At 43.2% G+C, this 954-nt stretch carries 1 protein-coding gene; it reads right to left on the reverse strand.

All coding sequences use genetic code 11. The features are described from left to right. Positions 1-18 precede the first annotated feature (18 nt). Positions 19-954 (reverse strand): aminopeptidase N C-terminal domain-containing protein (locus tag A3762_RS03700; protein ID WP_156493200.1); only part of this gene is annotated, 936 nt, incomplete at its 5' end.

Consider the following 954-nt stretch of genomic DNA (forward strand, 5'->3'; position numbering starts at 1 on the left):
TTAAAATGAGATATGCGTTTATGATACGAGACTCTTATCAACCACCTCTCTAAGATCTTTAGAAAGATTCGACTTGCCTTGAATTCGCGTTAACTGACTTCGTAACAATGCTTGGCGTGCAGGATTATATTTTTTCCAACGCGTCAACGGCGTGGCTAATCGCGAGGCGATTTGAGGATTTAGATCGTCCAACTTTATGATTTGGTCTGCCAAGAAGGCATAAGCTGAACCATCTAACTTATGGAAATTCTCTAAATTCTGATTTGCAAAAACACCTACAACCGAACGCAGTTTATTTGGATTCAAGAAATCAAAATCAGGATGCTCCATCAACGATTGAATGTGTGTTAAATCAGCATATGAAGACGCTGACGATTGCACAGAGAACCATAACTCCATAACCTGAGCATCTTCTTTCCACTGATCATAAAAACGTGCCAATAAGTCATCGGCATCTTGCTTGTTGCCCGAGGCAATCATGGCAGACAATGCTCCAACTTGGTCTGTCATATTCTGAGCATTAACAAACTGCTTGCGACAAAGGCTCATGAATTCATCATTCGCATTGGCTGACAACAGTGCTAAACAAGTATTTCGAAGCCCTCGAACAGACATTTCAGCGTAACTTAGGCCTTTCTCGCACCCCTGATTACGCTGATAACATGCAACCAGTTCCTTCTGTAAATCGAACGCTAATTGCTTACGAGCGAGATTTCGCGCAGTACAAATAGCATCCACATCAGCTTCTTCTGCTAGCTCAATCAGATAAGCAGCACTTGGCAGTTGCAACAGTTTGCTGACCATCGCTTTGTCTAATGACTCGTTGCTAATGATGCTTCGAATCGCACCGACATAGGCACTAGAGAGCTGAGCATTACCACCGTTCTTCACCGTTGAGACTATGGCATTCAATTCAAGCAATGCTAGGCTTTGCGCAGCATCCCAGCGGTTAAA

Source organism: Oleiphilus sp. HI0125 (genome assembly GCF_001635355.1).